This is a genomic window from Paenibacillus ottowii (assembly GCF_006874425.1).
Taxonomy (GTDB): domain Bacteria; phylum Bacillota; class Bacilli; order Paenibacillales; family Paenibacillaceae; genus Paenibacillus; species Paenibacillus ottowii.
Map to the genome: position 1 here is coordinate 430845 of NZ_VIJZ01000003.1, position 18938 is coordinate 449782.

The window sequence follows — 18938 nt, forward strand, 5'->3', positions numbered from 1 at the left end:
TCATATTTGTCCACCTTTAATGTGCAATAAATTCTTCTATTTTGTGCAACCGCTTGCTTTATACTATTTTTGTAGACGTTTACAAAATGTTGTCGAATTAGACTATGCTTTGGGGAGGATGATCGGTTTGACCTTATATCGAAGTCTATGGAAAAAAGGGTGTATGCTTCTACTAAGCCTTGTGCTGTCTCTGACCGCCTTCATTGGCTCACCCTCTAATACGGCGAGCGCTGCGGTTGCAGAGGATTTTCAGGCTTCCGTCATGGGACCGCTGGCGAAAATTAACGACTGGGGTTCCTTCAAAAAACAGCTACAAACATTGAAAAACAATGGCGTGTATGCCATCACTACTGACGTCTGGTGGGGCTATGTAGAAAGCGCAGGAGATAACCAGTTCGATTGGAGCTACTACAAGACCTATGCAAATGCCGTGAAAGAAGCGGGGCTGAAGTGGGTCCCTATCATCTCAACGCATAAGTGTGGAGGAAATGTGGGAGATGACTGCAACATCCCACTGCCAAGCTGGCTGTCGAGCAAAGGCAGTGCAGATGAAATGCAGTTCAAGGACGAAAAAGGCTATTCCAATAGCGAAGCCCTTTCCCCATTGTGGAGCGGAACCGGTAAACAATATGACGAACTGTATGCCTCATTCGCTGAAAACTTTGCCGGGTATAAAAGTATCATTCCCAAAATTTATTTGAGCGGCGGTCCTTCTGGGGAACTGCGCTATCCGTCCTACTATCCAGCAGCAGGGTGGAGCTACCCGGGACGAGGCAAGTTCCAAGCTTATACTGAAACAGCCAAAAATGCATTCCGCACAGCTATGAATGACAAGTACGGATCATTGGACAAGATTAATGCTGCTTGGGGCACCAAACTTACCAGCCTTAGCCAAATCAATCCACCGACCGACGGGGATGGATTTTACACGAATGGCGGGTATAATTCCGTGTATGGAAAGGATTTTCTGTCGTGGTACCAAAGCGTACTTGAGAAGCATCTAGGTGTCATCGGGGCAGCTGCCCATAAAAACTTCGATTCTGTGTTCGGTGTCCGGATCGGGGCCAAAGTTTCCGGTTTGCACTGGCAAATGAACAATCCTGCCATGCCGCACAGCACAGAACAAGCGGGTGGATATTATGATTACAACCGTCTCATTCAGAAATTCAAGGATGCCGATCTAGACTTGACATTTACTTGCCTAGAGATGAGTGACAGTGGCACAGCACCGAATTATTCGTTGCCGTCCACCCTGGTTGATACCGTCTCCTCCATCGCGAATGCCAAGGGTGTTCGCCTGAATGGTGAAAATGCACTCCCGACAGGCGGCAGCGGCTTCCAAAAAATCGAGGAGAAAATCACGAAGTTCGGTTATCACGGGTTTACGTTATTACGCATCAACAATCTCGTCAACAATGACGGCTCACCAACCGGTGAGTTGAGTGGATTCAAACAATATATCATCAGCAAAGCCAAGCCTGACAACAATGGCGGTACAGGCAACAAAGTAACGATATACTATAAAAAAGGCTTCAACTCGCCTTACATTCACTATCGTCCGGCTGGCGGTAACTGGACTGCTGCACCCGGTGTGAAAATGCAGGATGCCGAAATTAGCGGCTATGCTAAAATTACTGTCGACATCGGTTCTGCTTCCCAATTGGAAGCCGCTTTTAATGACGGCAATAACAACTGGGACAGCAACAACACCAAAAACTACTCGTTCAGCACGGGCACTTCTACGTACACGCCTGGTAATAGCGGCAACGCAGGAACAATCACTTCAGGCGCTCCATCGGGCGCGAATCCTGGGGATGGCGGCGGTACAACTAACAAAGTAACGGTATACTACAAAAAAGGCTTCAACTCACCTTACATTCACTACCGTCCGACTGGAGGTAACTGGACTGCTGTGCCTGGCGTGAAGATGCAAGACGCCGAGATTAGCGGCTATGCTAAAATTACCGTCGATATCGGCACTGCCTCCCAATTGGAAGCTGCTTTTAATGACGGCAATAACAACTGGGACAGCAATAACACTAAAAACTACTCTTTCAGCACTGGAACTTCTACCTACACACCCGGCTTGAACGGAGCTGCAGGATCTATCCGAACAGGGGCACCTTCAGGAAGTACGATCAGCGTAGTGGCTTCCACCTACGCAACCAACCTCAACGAAGTGGCGGGACCTATCCAAACCGAAAAACTTTCGGGTGTATCCTTAAACGTAAGCACTTCTACCTATACACCCAACGTTAACGGAGTTGAAGTAACTGCTCAAACGGAGGCGCTTTCGAGCGCCTTCACCTCTATAGATCCGGGTACCCTCTCCAAGCCCACTCCCCTTGGCACAGACTGGAGCAAACAAAGCATTTATTTTATCATGACAGACCGTTTCAGCAACGGGGATACATCTAACGATAACTATGGTGGCTTCAATTCCAACAACAACGATCAACGCAAGTGGCATGGTGGCGATTTTCAAGGTATTATTAACAAACTCGACTACATTAAAAATATGGGATTTACCGCGATCTGGATTACACCGGTAACGATGCAAAAAAGTGAATACGCTTACCACGGCTATCATACGTATGATTTTTATGCGGTTGACGGACATCTCGGAACAATGGACAAGCTCCAAGAGCTGGTTCGCAAGGCACATGACAAAAATATCGCTGTGATGCTGGACGTAGTCGTGAATCATACGGGTGATTTCCAGCCAGGGAACGGCTTTGCCAAAGCTCCTTTTGACAAAGCAGACTGGTATCATCACAATGGTGACATTACAGGAGGGGACTACGACTCCAACAACCAATGGAAAATCGAAAACGGTGATGTAGCTGGACTGGATGACTTAAATCATGAAAACCCTGCTACCGCCAACGAGCTTAAAAACTGGATCAAATGGCTGCTTAATGAGACAGGCATCGATGGACTGCGGTTGGATACCGCCAAGCATGTACCAAAAGGTTTTCTAAAGGATTTTGACCAAGCCGCCAATACCTTCACTATGGGCGAAATTTTCCATGGCGACCCTGCTTATGTGGGGGATTACACCCGGTATCTCGATGCCGCACTAGATTTTCCGATGTATTATACAATCAAGGACGTGTTCGGACACGATCAATCCATGAGAAAAATCAAGGAACGCTATTCCGATGATCGTTACTATCGCGATGCCCAGACCAACGGTGTATTTATCGACAATCATGATGTAAAACGTTTCCTGAATGACGCCTCCGGCAAGCCGGGTGCTAACTATGACAAATGGCCACAGCTCAAAACTGCTTTGGGCTTTACTCTGACATCACGCGGAATTCCAATCATCTATCAAGGCACTGAGCAAGGCTTTAATGGCGGAGATGACCCCGGCAATCGGGAGAATATGGTTTTCAACTCCAACCATGACTTGTATCAGTACATTGCTAAGCTGAATAATGTGCGCAATAACCACCCTGCTCTGCAAAACGGCGGCCAAAAGGAAAAATGGGTGGACGACTCCTTTTACAGTTTTCAGCGCTCTAAAAACGGTGACGAGGCCATCGTATTTATCAACAACTCCTGGAATAGCCAAACCCGCACGATTGGCAACTTCGATAATCTGTCCAACGGAACTCGCCTGACCAACCAGCTAAGCAATGACTCCGTTCAGATTAACAACGGTTCGATCACTGTGACTCTTGCTCCAAAGGAAGTTAAAATTTTCACCAAGTAAACAGCGTTATTCAGTTACATTGGTTATTCAGATGTGCTAAAATAAATGATAGAAGGATATACTAAAAAAAGAGCAAGGATGCTGGTAACATCCCTACTCTTGGCAACAGCCGCTTTGAAGAGCGGTCGGCTGTTCAAAGGCGATCTACAGAAATAGACCGTTTTCCCCTTGAGCAGGGCGGTCTATTTCTTTTTGTTTTGGTTCAGCGCAATAACAATGGTAACGATTAATCCGATCAACGCTACTAGTAGCGTGCCGAACATCATCATTAATGTCAGAGCATCCTTAACCTCCACAGGCATCACCTCCCTTCCGGGAGACTTAGCCGACCGCCCACCTAAGCCATTCTGTTGTTACTGGAATTATAGCACGTAAATCCGTCCTTAAGCGACAACATTTTACATACTTATCCAGCCAATCTTATGCAAACACTCATCGTCTTTTTCTGCTTACACACTCTACTTTGTCTCTATACGGGTATAGCTTCTTAACGCCAATAAAAGCCCCAGCACAAAAATGAAACAAGTACTGATGATTCCTCCAGGAACATTCGTAAATGTTCTGCCCAGTGTGCCGTGTGGAGAAAACAATAACGGCACGGTCCATGGATAAAAGGTATTTCCAGGTGTATTAACCAAAACAAAATTTAAACACATAACGGTACACATCCCCATAATGGCGGGCACAAATTTTTTCCATCGTATAGCGAAGAACGTAATGATCGGGACGAGCATAGCGTGCATAATAATCATTTTAGTGAAGATTCCAAGCTGATATATAATGATTTCAAAGGTTAGTGGTCTGTCCGTAATTAACATACCCAATAGCGCAGATAGCCCAAATGCCAACAGAAGGCTAACAGCGATGTACATATAAATAACAAGCAGCTTGCTGAAGTAAAGACGATTCCGGCGAACCGGGCTTGTAAACAGGGCCATATGGGTCCTCTCTTGATATTCTCTCGCATAGATATAGCAGGTCAAAATATAATAGCTCATATACCCAGTCAGAAAATTAATAAGAGTAACAATACTCATAAAATAGTCATTCCAACCATCACGATCTATCGAATACTTGGGACTACCCGTGTAACTACAAAATTCCACCACAATGGTTAATACTAAAATCATTACACTCAACAAAAGAATCTTAGTTCTTTTCAGCTTCAAGCACTCTGCTTTAAACAGGGCAAACATAGCAAACCTCCTTTGAAAAGCTCTCTCCATCTAGCCCCTTCTTTGATATGCCCATAGGGATAAAAACAATCCAAGAAGAAAGGTTACAGATAAACTCAACCACGCAATGGGAATATTGACGTGTCTAACCGTGCTCCCTTCATTGGGAGATAAGAGATAGGGCACAATCCACGGGTACCATTCACTTTTGCACAAAAAACTCAAAAATATAGCAGTACAAACTAAGAGCACAACTACCATGATGCTTTTCCAACGTATAGCAAAAAAAGAGGCGATCGGAATCAACATTGCATGCATCACACACATTTTGGAAAATACTTGAATCTGGTATACCCAGATAGTCATCGTTAAAGGTCGATCTGTAATGAGCATACCTAATAATACAGATAAAAACAGAACGAAAAACAAGGATATAATAATAAATGCATACACAACGGCCAATTTACTGAAATAGAATTTAACTCTAGTAACAGGCGTAGTAAACATAAATAGATGTGTGTTTTCCTGATACTCTCTTGCAAAAATATGACCGGTTAATATGTAGTAGCTAATAAATCCGGCTGCAATATTGACTAAGAAAACAATATTTGTAAAATAGTAGACCCAACCCAGTCTATCAATTGAATACCTATAAAAAATAGCACTCAAAGCGAATTCCAGCAGTACAACAGCCAGCAATATAATATAGCTTAACAAGAAGGCTTTAGAGCCTTTAAGCTTAATAAGTTCTGCTCTAATCACGTCGCCCACCCTCTCCTGAAATGAGAGTCAGAAAGTACTCTTCTAGCGTCTGCTTTGTGGTATGTATCTCATAGACTGAAAACTGATGATCTATTAACTGTCTATTTAAGGTGGCTGTATTTTCAATCGGACTATGAATTCTTAGTTGTTGTGAGGATAACACCTGAGATTGTAGCTGCTCTATATGTTTTTGTAGAAATGTTTGTGCTGCATCTGCATCGTCTACCTTTAGATCTGTATATTGCTCAAAACCTTCCTCTAACTGACTCAGTCGATCTTCCGCTAACAGTTTTCCATTATGTATAATCCCGATGTGTGTAGCTAACTGCTGGATTTCGCTCAAAATGTGACTGGAAATAAGAATGGTTTTCCCTTCTTCCTCGCACAATCGCTTCAATAGCTGACGAATTTCCTTAATTCCAGATGGGTCCAGTCCGTTCGTCGGCTCATCCAATATAAGCAACTCAGGGTCATGAACAAGCGCTCTTGCAATCCCTAATCGTTGCTTCATTCCCAGAGAAAAATCTTTGAACTTCTTTTTTCCGGTGTGCTCTAATCCCACCGTAGTTAAGGTTCGTTCAATTCTCCCATCATCCTTCACCCCCATATACGTACAGCAGATTCTAAGATTATCGCGAGCACTCAGGTTTTCGTATAAACCAGGCGTTTCGATGATCGTGCCAATCTTAGAAAAGATAAACGGATAGTTTTGCTCCAACCGCTCGCCAAATAAAAAAACCTCTCCACTTGTAGGCTCAATCAGCCTCATCAGCATGCGGATGGTTGTCGTCTTGCCAGCCCCATTTTCGCCTAGAAAACCGTAGATACTGCCGCGTTCTACATGTAAGGAAATATCGTCTACAGCTATCGACATCCCAAACTGTTTGCGAAGCTTTTTCGTTTCGATAACATACTCCATTTCTTTTATCCTCCTATACACGCCAAATACAATTATTATACAAATTACATCATCCACAAAATGTAAGAACGATCACATTTATTCATTTATCAATCATTATCCTGCTAAAAACAAAACAGGCACCCGACGAAGCGTACACTTCGTTACAGGTGCCTGTTTATATATAAACAACGTGGGATTACTTAGGCCTCAGTAGCCACGTTGATATTGTTCAGGTACAGAGGGCTTTTCGCCGCGCAGCGCTACCGCTGCATGAATCGCCCAATACGGATCGCGCAGCAGTCCGCGTCCCACAGCGACCAGATCGGCATCCTCATTGCCGATTACAGACTGCGCCAAGGCTGGGTCATCCAGTACGCCAACGGCGATTACTGGGATGTTTAGTGCCTCGCGGATTTGACGAGCAAACGGCACTTGGTAGCCAGGATAGTTGCCTGGCTTTCTGGCTCCAGCCGGGCCTTCTCCGCCCGAGCTGACATGGATCACGTCTACGCCTGCCGCCTGATATGCACGGCTCAGCTCTATGGCATGATCCACATCGTATCCACCATCTACGTATTCCACCGCGCTGATGCGGAAGATTAACGGCATACCCGCAGGCATTTCCTTGCGTACAGCCTGAATAACCTCAACGCCGAAACGGGATAAATCCTTACCATACTCGTCATCCCGCTTGTTCGTAACTGGAGAATGGAATTGGTGAATTAGATAACCATGTGCACCGTGAAGCTCAATCGTATCCACGCCTGCTTGAACCGCCCGCCGGGCGGCGTCTGCAAATTTTTGCACCATGCCATGCACTTCCTCCGTGGTCAGTGCGCGTGGCTGCTTATAATTTGCATCCGGGTAGGCGATGGCCGAAGGAGCCACCGGCTCTGCTGCATCCTCAGCTTTACGGCCTGCATGAGCAATCTGAATGCCTACCTTGGCTCCGTGCGCATGAATACCGTCAACCAGCTTCTTATAAGCTGGGACATGCTCGTCTGACCACAGTCCCAAGTCATAATCTGTAATCCGTCCGTCCGGTTCTACGTCCGTCATTTCTATAATAATCAGACCCGTGCCTCCGATAGCTCTGCTCAGGTAGTGAACATGATGCCAATCATTCGGAATTCCATCCTTGGCCGTCACCGAGTATTGGCACATGGGGGCCATGACCACACGATTTTTTAACTCCAAGTCTTTGATTGCATACGGTGTAAACAACGAAGTTTTCAAAACGCTCATCTCCTTTTTCATCTCTAACACATAACTAGAAATACACTCCAAATTACACGGTCTATTATAAGCACAATCGGCACAGTCCAAACGAAACAAAGAGATTCCCCAACCGGAGTATCCCTCGTATTTGTACCGTGCAGTCATTATGTATACGTAATGTTGTTAGTTATATTGCACACAATCTATTATCCACAACTCAATAACTTTTTGCAAGTAAATATTTAAATATTATTAAATATTTTTTTGTCTGCATTTTTGACGGCTCTTAGCAATAACACAAAAAGACGCCCGTAAGGGCGCCTCTGTGAAAACCAATCTTATTGTGCCGAACCTAACTGCGTCCATGCCTTCTCAATCTCTGCAACCGCCTGATCCTTGTTCATGTTACCACTGATATAAGCCTGCATCAGTTCACCAAATTTTTGGTGGAATGTGTCCAGCGAGTAGTTCACAGACAAATCACCGGATTTGGATGTTTTCAAAATACTTTCCATTTCCTTAGGCATTTCCAGATCAGGAAGCGGCGCATCCTTAATTGGAGGAATTACCTTCGCTACTTGGGAGAACCAGTTCTTACCGTATTCTGAAGTGTACAGCCAGTTGAAGAATTCAATGGTTTCCTTGGATACTTCGGAATCCTTGTTGATACGCAGTGCCTGATCGGCACCCGTAATGATGACCGATTGATCCGCTTTGTCACTTACCGGATATCCCATAATGCCAATCTTGAGATCCGGATTAATTTTCTTGATCGCTTCCTCATCCCATGCACCTTTGCCCGTCATAAACGCAGCTTTACCAGAGGCAAAATCACTCACTTCTGCATTGCTATCCCGTTCCAGCGGCTTATCTGTACCATGTTTCACCGTCAGATCAATGAAACTAAAGAAGTTGTTGTACAGCAATGGGTAGTTCTTGATTTTCGCTTTACCTGCAATAAAATCATCAACAAGCTGCTTCGGCTCTACCCCGGCATCCTGCGCTGCAGCATCAACATAGTGTTGGAAAATGTGCTTCCATACCCACCACTCTTTATAGGCATTAGCAAATGGAGTAATGCCCTTCGCCTCTAGCTTGGTAACGGCATCCTGCATCTCCGCAACTGTCTTCGGCGGGGAGGTTATTCCAGCCTTGGTAAGCAAATCTTTGTTGTAAATTAACGCAAACAGGTTTCCCTTGACTGGCAATCCCAGCACTTTGCCGTCACTGGAAGTCATATTCGCCCGGACGGCATCCGTCATGGCTGCTGCCAGCGGTTCATTGGTGAGATCCGCGCTATAATCAGCATAGGTGTCGATGTCGCCTCCAGCCGTGGTCTGGAACACATCCGGTGTACTGCCTGAAGCTATTTTTGACTTAAGAATCGTGTTGTAGTCTGCCTGCATGATCTCCAAATTGATCTTCACATTAGGCTTGACCTTTTTATACTCCTCAATATACGCGTTAAAAGCATCAGTATACTCCGGTGAGGCTGTAAACATGTTTATTGTAACCGTTTTCAAATCTTCTTTGCCGCCAGTGCTTTCTTTAGCCGCGTCTGTGCCGCCGCTGCTTCCGCATCCGCTCAACAAACCGACCGTCAAAAGCAAACTGCCGGATAACGCCATCATCTTCTTTAACATGGATACTCCCCCATCTGTTTGTGATCAACGTCCATGCGCTCATTCTAAAAAATATAGCCTCATTTAAAAAGGCAGATTAGTGAAGCGTTAAGGGTAAAAAAGTGGTTTATTGCAAGCTCACGCGATACTCCGACGGTGACACCTGATAATAATTGCGAAAAGCCTTGCTGAAATAGTTTTTATCCTTGTACCCGAGCATATCGGAGATTTCCTGAATTTTCAGGCTGGAATCACCCAATAGCTCCTTCGCCTTGTCCATTCTGACCTTCTGTACATATTCGTGAATGCCGTAACCAAATTGCTGCTTGAACAACTTCATCAGATATTCCCGGCTCAAAAAGTAGGTTTCAGCAAAAAACGAGATTTTGATATCTTCAAAATAGTAGCGGTCAATGTACCTTTTGATCTCTGTAATATCAAAGGGCTGGTTTCCCGCTTGAACATGTTGGACCCCAGCAATGTAAAGCTCCAGCATCCGGTGTAATCTCTGACTGTAGTCGGCAAAGCTCGTAAAATCAGCAGACAAATCGCCTTCAACCACGCGCCCCAGTTCCCCAAAGGTTCCCTCCTGATTAGACGCGGACACAGGCGTACTCAGCTCAATTGCTGCTTCTCTTAGTAAAAAATGAAACTCTCGCATCAATCGATCCGCATCCTGTAAACGGAAAGCAGGGCCTGATGCCAATTGTTTCAACAGATCGCTCAGCAGCACTTTTGCCCGGTTGGCCTGACCGGTCTGAGCGTCCTTTTGAATCGACAACAGCCGATCCGTCCATGTCATTTCCTCTGATAAACCTATTTGTCGAGGCACCGTATGGAGTATAGATTCCCCCTCCAGCTTCAACACATCCGTGCTGTGAATGAGCATCTTGGCATCCCTATAAGCAGAAGCCAGCTCCACTACGTCAGTACAGAGCTTGCCCACTCCGGCCGCTACCACCATACTGAACAGCCCGTGCAGGTTCGCAACTGCCTTCTGGGCCACTTGTGCCAATAGGAGAGGCATATGTTCTTCTTGTCCTGGCGCCAGGGTACAGACCGAAACGATCTCGCGTTCCCGTCGCGGATGGGAGAAGCTAAAACAACGCAATCGTTCATCTGATGTCTGCGCTAATACATTAGTTATAGCAAAATCCATCAGTTCAACATCGCCATGAAAGCGCGTTCTGCGGATCTCATTCCTGTTCAGCAGCTTCAGCACAATGACTCCAAAGCGGTTTTCCGGCCGATCCGCTCCAATTAAAGGGAGTAACGCGGTATTCGCCTGCCTTTTAAAACTACCATCCAAAATGGATACATACAGCTTCTCTTTCAGCTTTGGCAGTGACATATTTAGCGTAATGCTCTGGCTAATGAACTCGTCCTTGCTTTGCTTGCGGCTTTCCAGAATGTCCACCGCCTTGCGCAGTGCCTGATTCAGATCTTGGCGGTTGATAGGTTTGAGCAGGTAATCTACCACCCGCGATTGAATCGCTTGTCGCGTAAATTCAAAGTCGTTGTAGCCACTAATGACAATGATCAGTAGATGAGGATGTGCCTTTTCGATCACACGAAGAAATTCAATGCCGTTCATCTCCGGCATTTTCATATCCACCATCACGATATCGATAGGGTGCTGACCGAGTAGCTCCATTCCCAACCTTCCATTCGTCGCCTCATAAATATGTTCGACACCCAGATGATCCCAGTCTCCAACAATACGAATGGCTTCACGTAGCGGTTCTTCATCATCAATAATTAGTACGTTATACATGGCTGACTCCTCCCCGGGGAATTTGCATTCTCATTTCCGTTCCCGTTTCATCCGTGAGTATGAATAATCCCGCCTGATCTCCATACAAAAGCTTCAACCGTGTGTTCAGATTTTTCAAGCCAATATGCTCGCTCTCCCGCTCCTCCCATTTTTCATGGAACGAATCGAGCACCATTTTCAGCTTGTCCTCTGAAATCCCAGGTCCGTTGTCCCTGACTGCAATTGTAGCGTCTGTAGTACCCGATTCGGCCGAAATGACGATCAGAATGTCACTTGATACTTTCTCCAGCGCATGTTTAATAGAGTTCTCTACCAATGTTTGCACGGATAGTCTCGGAATCGGCAGCTCCATCAGCGTATCCTCCCATACCACCTCGACTTGGAGTCTCGCCCCAAATCTTGCCTTTTGCAGACCTATATACCGTTCAATATGCTTGAGTTCCTCGCGGGCAGCTACGATATCCTTGCCATTGATGGAATACCGCAGAGTTTGGGCCAATGCATCTACCATATCCGCCATGTCGAACATCTTCCGCTTTAGTGCCTGTGTGGATATGGCTTGTAAGGCATTGTACAGAAAATGGGGATTAATTTCAGCCTCCAGCGCCTTGAGTATGGCATTCTTTTCGACCAGCTTCATGCGGTAGCGCTCATTAATAAGTTCTTCGGTTCTTTGGACCATTTCGTTAAAATGCAGCGACAAATATGCAATCTCATCATTCCCCTTCACAGGAGCCCTTGCCCCAAAATCCCCGGTACTAAACCGTTTCATCTGGGTAGATAGCTTATGTAAAGGTCGGGTAATGGCGTTCGAGGTCAATGTCACTAAAATAATAGATACACCTAAAAATAAAGCTCCGATGACATAGCTCCAATTCCGCGTGGTCGTAGCCGCTTCATAAATTTGGCGGTACGGTATGGGCTTGATGAGCTGCCACCCGTTCTTTTCACCAGCATCATAAATGACCAAATACTCCTGATTGCCACTGCGATCTGACCACGTTACTCGCCCGTTTCCTTCCTCTCCAATCTGAGCCAATACTCCAGAATCACGCATTCGTTCATACAACGGAAGGCTATTCACATAAAAGGAAACCCGTTTAGGGCTGAGCAGCATCAGTTGGTCCCCCTCACCCAGTGGGACATTCTGCATGATTTCATCAATAGCGCTTGTATTGTAATAGAAGGACAACACTGCCTGCGGGTGACGGGATGCAATCGATCTCAGCACTCGATGGTAAGCCATAAAGCTGGCTTGTGGCGCCACATAGCCCATATCAGAGCGGGACCCGACAAAGGATTGAAAAGCTTCGTTAGTGGTACTGGCCATCGCCTCTTTATACCAAGGAAGCTTGGGAATATCCGTGTTTATTCCTTTGCGTACTGTAATATTGTACGTTTCCCTAGTCACCACGTAGTATTGATGCCGGTCCGCCACATACAAATAGATCGCTTCCAGATCATTGCGGGAATAGAACATGTTGCGCAGGTAATTCTCAATGACCATTCGTGCAGCATAATCCTGATTCTCATTGGCAATCGCGTTCATGATATCGTTATAGCGAAGCTGCGGAAGAGCCAGCTGCTGCATCCCCTCCAGGTAATCCTCCAAATTCTGATTGACCAGCAGCAGATTATTTGTTGTGCTGGCGATGCTATGATTAACCGACTCCTTTTCAATCATCTGATAGGAAATAATCGTGAGTGAGCCCACCACCAGGATAATCACCGAGGTAAACAACAGAATGAGCTTGTTCACTAATTTTTGTGTCATCCGCCTCCACATGGATTGAAGAAATGTTCCTACATGCCCTGACATCATGATAATCGCCCCTTTTGAAAGCGTACACATTTTTACCCTCAACTGTTTTCTTAAATCCATTGGTCCGGCCCTAGGGGCTGTCCTATACTTTCATTATATCTTAAACAGCCTGGAGCGAAAGACCGGAAAATGCTGAGAAAAAGAGGTGCGTTATGCTGAGAAAAAGGGGAACACGAGGCGACAAGGGCAGTAAGCTAGAATTTGGTTTATTCACACTGCCCGTAATCTTGTGCATTACAATTGCATTTTATATTCCGTTTTTGATGACGATACGCTATTCCCTGACCAAGTGGAACGGCATATCCAAACATCCGAAATTCGTAGGTCTGGATAACTTCAAGCAAATCTTGCTCGGAGATGCTAACTTTGCACATGCAGCCTGGTTTACGGTTAAATATGCCATTCTATACATTGTATTAGTAAATGTGCTGGCTATTTTGCTGGCGCTCGTCCTCGACATGAAGCTCAAAAGCTCGGCTTGGCTACGCGCGGCTTTCTTTATTCCTTATATCCTCAGCCTCGTCATTGTCGGCTTTATATGGAAATTCATCTTTATGCAAGGCTTCGAGTCACTGGGACACAGTACAGGCTGGGGTATCTTCCAGCTCAGTTGGCTAGGCGAGGAAGGGCTCGCGTTTATTTCCATTCTGGCGGTATCCATTTGGCAATCTATTGGCTTTTACATGGTCATTTATATCGCAGGCTTGCAATCGGTGCCTGAGGATCTAAAAGAGGCTGCCATCGTGGACGGAGCAGGGCCGATTCGGAGATTTTTCAGTATTATTTTACCGATGCTCGCACCTTCGATTACGATCTCGGTCTTCATGGCACTGACCAACTCGATCAAAGTGTTCGATGTTATTTTATCTCTGACTGGCGGTGGGCCGGGAGGCACGACATACAGTATTGCGTATGATATTTACCGAGATACGTTCCAGAACAATCTGTATGGCTACGGAACAGCCAAAGCCCTGATCTTATTCGTTGCAGTGCTGGTCATTACGATTATTCAATTGTCTATTTTCAAACGCAGGGAGGTTGAAGCCTGATGCAACGCAGCCGTACGGCACGTATTTTGCTGGAAGCGGGCATGATTGTATTATCACTGTTATTTTTGTACCCGCTGTTTCTCGCCATTAACAATTCGTTCAAAAGCTTTGCTGAGGTCATGACCGACGTCATTGCACTGCCCAAGCAGCTTTCGCTGGATAACTATGTATACGTATGGAAGTTCATTGACTATCCGCGCTTATTTCTGAATAACACGATCATTACCTTGCTCGGGCTGGCAGGCATCGTGCTGATATCCTCCATTGCTGCCTATAAGCTGGCACGGACGAAAAGCAAGTGGAGCTCCGCCATTTACATGCTGTGCATCATGCCAATGCTGATTCCATTCCAGTCTATTATGCTGACCGTCCTGCGACTGGCAAAAGACTTGAATTTGGCAGACAGCACTTGGGGACTTGGCCTGCTGTACTGGGGTTTCGGAGCCCCGCTGGCAGTGTTTATCTATCACGGCTTCGTGAAAGGCATTCCAGTCGAGATTGACGAAAGCGCCAAGATCGACGGAGCCTCAGGCTTTCGGCTTTTCTTTTCCGTCATCTTTCCGTTGTTGAAATCGGTCACCGCCACCATTGTTATTATCGACGTGATGTGGATATGGAACGATTTCCTGCTTCCGCTGCTCATGGTCAACGGTTCACCTAGCACCAAAACGCTTACCCTGGCCGCCTATACCTTCGTCGGGCAGTATACATCTGACTGGCAATATGCCATGACCGCGATGGTAATGGCTGTGCTGCCCTCCATTATCGTATTTATCTTTCTGCAAAAATACATTGTTAAAGGCGTAGTGGCCGGGGCCGTCAAAGGCTGAGGCAACTACACCCTTACAGATGACCCAAAGAAGACTTGCGTAAACTTTACGCAAGTCCTCTTATCTTCGTGATGCTAAGCTCGCATTACGGCACTATTTATGCTTAACCCATTGGGCGTTATCGATCGGCCAAAAAACCACATCCGCACGTCCAACAATATCCTTGATGGAAACAAAACCAATAGCACGGCTATCCCTACTATTATTGCGGTGGTCACCCATCACAAAGATATACCCCTCAGGAACCTTAGATTCGGTAATGGTCCCATTGGGAAAGTCCACATTATTATATAATTCTCCCTTGGCATGAGCATCTTGGATAGCTTTTTGAATGTATGGCTCCTCTACTTTCTTACCGTTCACATAAAGATGATCACCTTGATACTGAATGGTATCTCCAGCCACTCCAATAACACGCTTAATAAAGTCTTTTTGTTCCTTCCTCACATGGAATACCACAACCTCACTTGGCTTGGGATCACGAAAATCGTAAATCATCTTATTCACGACCACCCGTTCATCTGTCTTGAAGTTCGGTTCCATAGATGCTCCCTCGACAATAAACGGCGCAAACAATAACCAACGTATAATGAACACGAGCACAATAGCTACAACAATTGCTTTGAGCCAATCCATCATCTCATGTTTCACTCGCGGTTGCTTTTCGTGTAATGCTTCGGAAACTGAATTCGTCAAATGCTTCCCATTCTCCATGCACTAAATCCACCCTTTCTCACGGTTTTATTTCTATTATATGTATTATGTTTAAGTATAATCAAATTTTGCCAGTCTAGCGAAACCATATTTTTAGTTGAAACAAAAGTGTGAACTTTTTTTCACATTAGCAAAAAAGCAATAAAAAACTGTTGATGCAAACGTTAACATATATTACACTGTGCATATACTTCTTAGAGCGTTTTGGACTTATGATAGGTCAATCTGTTCCCTCGGGAGGTGTCCTGCCTTTTAATGGAATGACAGCATGAGCCGCTTTTATATGTGCTATCTTCTTTTAAAATATGAGCTCAAATAAGGAGGAATTTACATGTTTAAACGGAATGATCGTCCAAAAAACGGATTTAACGCTTTAAGACTCGGTGTTTCTTTTGTTTTTGCTTCTTCTTGCCTTCTTGGAACCGCCTACGCAGATGTCCCATCCAATAACCTTCCCTCTTCCACACTTACAGAGGAGGCAGCCAGTGCAACCAATCCAGCAGCTGTTTCTACCACGTTAGCGGCAGGTGATTTGTATGTGGCTCCAAATGGTAACGTGTCCAATCCAGGCACCATTTCTAGTCCTACCACCCTCGAAGCAGCACTGACACAAATTGCCCCTGGTAAAACGATCTATCTGCGTGGTGGTAACTACGCCTACTCCTCAACGATTACAATTCAGCGTGGAAATAACGGCAGTAACGGCTCACTCAAAGGGTTAGTCGCTTACGGCAGTGAAAAGCCCGTACTTGATTTCTCTGCTCAGGCCTTTGGTTCAGCCAATCGGGGACTTCAGCTTAACGGAGACTTCTGGCTTGTCAAAGGTCTTGAGGTTAAAGGTGCCGGAGATAACGGTATCTATATCGGCGGCAGCAATAACCGGATTGAAAACGTCGAGACTCACCACAATCGGGATACCGGGCTCCAGCTTGGACGTTACTCCCCTAACGCCTCCAACAATGAGTGGCCTTCAAACAATTTGATTTTGAATTCCTACTCTCACGACAACGCCGATCCTGATAATGGCGAGGATGCCGATGGCTTTGCAGCCAAACTGACTGTAGGACCAGGCAACGTGTTCGATAACTGCTTGGCAGCGTACAACGTAGACGATGGCTGGGATCTGTACAGCAAAACGGAAACAGGACCTATCGGTGCCGTAACCATTTTGAACAGTGTGGCCCATCACAACGGGCAAACCTCTGACGGAACGTCTACTGCGAACAGTGACGGCAACGGCTTTAAGCTGGGTGGAGACAAGATCAAAGTCAACCACATTGTCAAAAACAGTATTGCTTTCCAAAACAAAAAGCATGGATTCACCTACAACAGCAACCCTGGCACAATTACGTTGACCAATAATACGTCGTGGGACAATGGACAAAGCAATTTCGCCTTTGACAAGGGTGAACACGTGTTCATTAACAATCTCTCTTTCGAGGGAACAGCAAGTGACAAAACAAGTGGTACAGATCAGGATAACTCCAACGTCTGGTGGAAAAACAAAAAATCGACGAATGCCAAAGGCCTCGCAGCCAGTGCAGATGACTTTGTGAGTCTCGTACCTTCCATTACTCGAAATACAGACGGTTCCATCCAGCTTGGTGATTTCCTTAAGCTGGCCAAAGGAAGCGATCTGATTGGTTCGGGTACTCCGAGCGGAAATATAGGGGCGCGGTAATAGCTCCAACTCATCAGGACGCCTGGCCCATCTACCAACCTAGACCATTCTGCATAATATAGCGACCGGTGATTGTCCTCATAACCAGACAAAATATGAGGTGAACGGATCATGGAACGGAAAATCACACTGAAACATACACTTGCCTATGGAAGCGGTAACATGCTGGGAAGTGGTGCACTTGCTATTAGTGGTGCATGGTTAATGTACTTTTATACAACCTTCTGCGGACTATCTCCTGTTCAGGCCGCAGCCATCTTCTCTGTTGCCAGCATCATAGATGCGGTCAGCAATCCGATCATGGGCTTTATCAGCGATAACTTTCACCGAACCCGCTTAGGCCGTAAATTCGGCAGACGCCGTTTTTTCATCATGTTGGGAATCCCGCTGATGCTCGTGTATCCGATGCTTTGGATAGATGGGCTGGGCTTCTGGTACTACCTGAGTACGTACGTGCTGTTTGAACTGGTGTACACCTCTGTCATGGTGCCGTATGAAGCACTAGCGTCCGAGATGACCCGAGACTTCGGCGCACGCTCCAGATTGACTGGATGGAAGGCCATGTTCGGTAAAATTGCCAATTTTGCCGCTGCTTTTATCCCTGGTCGCTTTATTGCTGCTTACGGCAAAGACTCTCCATTGCCGTTCTTGTATACGGGTCTCGTTTTTGCAGCAATCCTACTGATTGCCATGGCATTCTTGTACAAAAACTCCTGGGAACGACCAAGCGAGGAACTGCAAAAGGAACTGGAAGGTGAAGCTCCGCTTTCCTTTATAGATTCCATGAAAAAGTTGTTTGTCGACATTTCCTCTACTTTCCGGGTCAAGACATTTCGTCATCATCTCGGGATGTACCTGGGCGGCTTTTCGGCAGAGTGGCTATTTACTTCAGCTTTTACGTACTTTATTGTGTTCTCCTTGTTCCAAAGCTCTGAAATGGTATCCAATCTGAACAGCTTTAACTCTGTCATTCAATTGATCTCTACCTATTTCTTTATCCAATTCTGTGTGCGTAAAGGGTTTCGTATGCCTTTCATCGCCGCACTTGTCGTCGTTTGCTTTAGCGTAGCCGGTTATGGCCTGCTCTATCTCACAGGAGCCTCTAATACAATGATATGGCTATATGTCATCACCCTGTTCATGGGGCTTGGTACAGGTGGCGTCTACTACATCCCTTGGAACCAATACACGTTCCTTGCCGATGTGGACGAAGCATTGACTGGTCGTCGCCGGGAAGGTATTTATGCGGGGATGATGACTTTTGCCGGAAAAATGGTACGGGCCGTAGTCGTCTTTATTCTCGGCTGGGTGTTGCAGCACTTTGGCTTTGTATCCGGAGCTGAAAGTCAGCCAGTCTCTGCTCAGCACGCTATCTTTTATGTACTCGTGGTGGGTACAATCGCCCTCGCGATCATCGGTATGATGGCTTCTGTGGTGATGAAGCTGGATATTGACAGCCACAAGAAGCTAATCGCGGAGATTGACCGCCTCAAAAATGGTGGCTCCATGAAATCAGCGAAGCCGGAAGCTCGCAAAGTGTTCGAACAGCTGACAGGTTTCAGCTACGACCGGTGCTGGGGCAACAATAACGTGGGCTTCAAGAACAAACCCGTTGATCCCAAGACACATACTCCATCTATGTAAACAGCAATAACAATTACAGATTAAACTT

14 protein-coding genes are annotated in these 18938 nt (G+C 45.8%); 5 read left to right on the top strand and 9 right to left on the bottom strand.

Annotation, left to right across the window (positions count from 1 at the left end; all coding sequences use genetic code 11):
• The first annotated feature begins 127 nt into the window (after positions 1 to 127).
• A complete protein-coding gene (locus FKV70_RS08960; RefSeq protein WP_142612603.1) occupies positions 128 to 3718 on the top strand; it encodes a family 14 glycosylhydrolase in 3591 nt (1196 codons plus the stop codon).
• A gap of 182 nt (positions 3719 to 3900) precedes the next feature.
• Here FKV70_RS08960 and FKV70_RS26505 read toward each other — a convergent pair whose 3' ends face one another.
• The 8 genes from FKV70_RS26505 to FKV70_RS08995 all read right to left on the bottom strand — a co-directional run bounded on the left by FKV70_RS26505 (position 3901) and on the right by FKV70_RS08995 (position 13022).
• Complete coding sequence (locus FKV70_RS26505) at positions 3901 to 4014, bottom strand: putative holin-like toxin (protein WP_010347020.1); 114 nt, start codon at positions 4012 to 4014, stop codon at positions 3901 to 3903.
• Positions 4015 to 4176: 162 nt separating this feature from the next.
• A complete protein-coding gene (locus FKV70_RS08965) occupies positions 4177 to 4914 on the bottom strand; it encodes an ABC transporter permease (RefSeq protein WP_142612604.1) in 738 nt (245 codons plus the stop codon).
• 30 nt (positions 4915 to 4944) lie between these two features.
• On the bottom strand, positions 4945 to 5655 hold the full coding sequence (locus FKV70_RS08970; RefSeq protein ID WP_142612605.1) for an ABC transporter permease: 711 nt from the start codon (positions 5653 to 5655) through the stop codon (positions 4945 to 4947).
• The gene (locus tag FKV70_RS08975) at positions 5648 to 6574 is read right to left on the bottom strand and encodes an ABC transporter ATP-binding protein (protein WP_142612606.1); all 927 of its coding nucleotides are present in this window, start codon (positions 6572 to 6574) and stop codon (positions 5648 to 5650) included. The genes FKV70_RS08970 and FKV70_RS08975 overlap by 8 nt, the downstream gene beginning before the upstream one ends.
• A gap of 189 nt (positions 6575 to 6763) precedes the next feature.
• Positions 6764 to 7792 carry an NADH:flavin oxidoreductase/NADH oxidase gene (locus tag FKV70_RS08980; protein WP_196771889.1) on the bottom strand — a complete coding sequence of 343 codons (1029 nt, stop codon included), beginning with the start codon at positions 7790 to 7792 and terminating at the stop codon, positions 6764 to 6766.
• A gap of 320 nt (positions 7793 to 8112) precedes the next feature.
• Positions 8113 to 9417, bottom strand: a complete 1305-nt coding sequence (locus FKV70_RS08985) for an ABC transporter substrate-binding protein (protein WP_063207327.1) — start codon at positions 9415 to 9417, stop codon at positions 8113 to 8115.
• A 106-nt stretch (positions 9418 to 9523) separates the two neighbouring features.
• On the bottom strand, positions 9524 to 11170 hold the full coding sequence (locus FKV70_RS08990) for a response regulator transcription factor (protein ID WP_063207330.1): 1647 nt from the start codon (positions 11168 to 11170) through the stop codon (positions 9524 to 9526).
• Positions 11163 to 13022 (bottom strand): sensor histidine kinase, encoded by a 1860-nt coding sequence (locus FKV70_RS08995; protein ID WP_142612607.1) that lies wholly within the window; start codon positions 13020 to 13022, stop codon positions 11163 to 11165. Before FKV70_RS08995 ends, FKV70_RS08990 begins: the two co-directional genes overlap by 8 nt.
• A 122-nt stretch (positions 13023 to 13144) precedes the next feature.
• On the opposite strand from FKV70_RS08995, the gene FKV70_RS09000 reads away from it, so the two are divergent.
• Together FKV70_RS09000 and FKV70_RS09005 are read left to right on the top strand one after the other, a co-directional pair.
• Positions 13145 to 14041, top strand: a complete 897-nt coding sequence (locus tag FKV70_RS09000; protein ID WP_081276861.1) for a carbohydrate ABC transporter permease — start codon at positions 13145 to 13147, stop codon at positions 14039 to 14041.
• Positions 14041 to 14871, top strand: a complete 831-nt coding sequence (locus tag FKV70_RS09005) for a carbohydrate ABC transporter permease (RefSeq protein ID WP_142612608.1) — start codon at positions 14041 to 14043, stop codon at positions 14869 to 14871. The genes FKV70_RS09000 and FKV70_RS09005 overlap by 1 nt, the downstream gene beginning before the upstream one ends.
• Before the next feature lie 93 nt (positions 14872 to 14964).
• Here the strand turns inward: FKV70_RS09005 and lepB are convergent, their stop codons facing one another.
• Positions 14965 to 15585, bottom strand: coding sequence for a signal peptidase I (gene lepB / locus FKV70_RS09010; protein WP_063207338.1), 621 nt, complete (start codon positions 15583 to 15585; stop codon positions 14965 to 14967).
• A gap of 331 nt (positions 15586 to 15916) precedes the next feature.
• Here lepB and FKV70_RS09015 point away from each other — a divergent pair, with 331 nt between their 5' ends.
• Positions 15917 to 17266, top strand: a complete 1350-nt coding sequence (locus tag FKV70_RS09015; RefSeq protein ID WP_142612609.1) for a right-handed parallel beta-helix repeat-containing protein — start codon at positions 15917 to 15919, stop codon at positions 17264 to 17266.
• Between the two features lie 111 nt (positions 17267 to 17377).
• The gene (locus tag FKV70_RS09020) at positions 17378 to 18910 is read left to right on the top strand and encodes an MFS transporter (protein WP_142612610.1); all 1533 of its coding nucleotides are present in this window, start codon (positions 17378 to 17380) and stop codon (positions 18908 to 18910) included.
• Positions 18911 to 18938: the final 28 nt, after the last annotated feature.

Coding starts and splice junctions, on each gene's coding strand:
- FKV70_RS08965 (WP_142612604.1), bottom strand. CDS start 4,914: ATGTTTGCCCTGTTTAAAGCAGAGTGCTTGAAGCTGAAAAGAACTAAG.
- FKV70_RS08975 (WP_142612606.1), bottom strand. CDS start 6,574: ATGGAGTATGTTATCGAAACGAAAAAGCTTCGCAAACAGTTTGGGATG.
- FKV70_RS08985 (WP_063207327.1), bottom strand. CDS start 9,417: ATGTTAAAGAAGATGATGGCGTTATCCGGCAGTTTGCTTTTGACGGTC.
- FKV70_RS08990 (WP_063207330.1), bottom strand. CDS start 11,170: ATGTATAACGTACTAATTATTGATGATGAAGAACCGCTACGTGAAGCC.
- FKV70_RS08995 (WP_142612607.1), bottom strand. CDS start 13,022: ATGTGTACGCTTTCAAAAGGGGCGATTATCATGATGTCAGGGCATGTA.
- FKV70_RS09000 (WP_081276861.1), top strand. CDS start 13,145: ATGCTGAGAAAAAGGGGAACACGAGGCGACAAGGGCAGTAAGCTAGAA.
- FKV70_RS09005 (WP_142612608.1), top strand. CDS start 14,041: ATGCAACGCAGCCGTACGGCACGTATTTTGCTGGAAGCGGGCATGATT.
- lepB (WP_063207338.1), bottom strand. CDS start 15,585: ATGGAGAATGGGAAGCATTTGACGAATTCAGTTTCCGAAGCATTACAC.
- FKV70_RS09015 (WP_142612609.1), top strand. CDS start 15,917: ATGTTTAAACGGAATGATCGTCCAAAAAACGGATTTAACGCTTTAAGA.
- FKV70_RS09020 (WP_142612610.1), top strand. CDS start 17,378: ATGGAACGGAAAATCACACTGAAACATACACTTGCCTATGGAAGCGGT.